We start from the raw sequence: 252 nt of genomic DNA on the forward strand, positions 1-252 counted from the left end.
ATTATAAATGACGATACATTTGAGAAGACATGTCTAAAAATTGGCCTACAAGCTCGTTATGTTCTCCTATAAAATCAAAGAGCTGATCCTCACTCAGTACACCGCATTTGAGATTATTTTCTGTTTGTTCTGATAGTCTAAACCAGTCTTCGCTACCATAAAATTCTCTTAATTTCACGTAATCTTCATAGTGCTTTTGAAAATCATCTATAGCTTCTACTAATGCATTGATTCTAGGTTTGAAGCTATCAT

General features: G+C 33.3%; 1 protein-coding gene. It reads right to left on the bottom strand.

The annotated features are described in order from the left end of the window. Window position 1: 1 nt before the first annotated feature. Window positions 2–252, bottom strand: a 251-nt coding sequence (locus tag L9G74_RS21410) for a DUF4298 domain-containing protein (RefSeq protein WP_238898833.1), incomplete at its 5' end; no start/stop codon positions are given.

The organism is Shewanella electrica (assembly GCF_022321485.1).
In the GTDB taxonomy this organism is placed as follows: domain Bacteria; phylum Pseudomonadota; class Gammaproteobacteria; order Enterobacterales; family Shewanellaceae; genus Shewanella; species Shewanella electrica.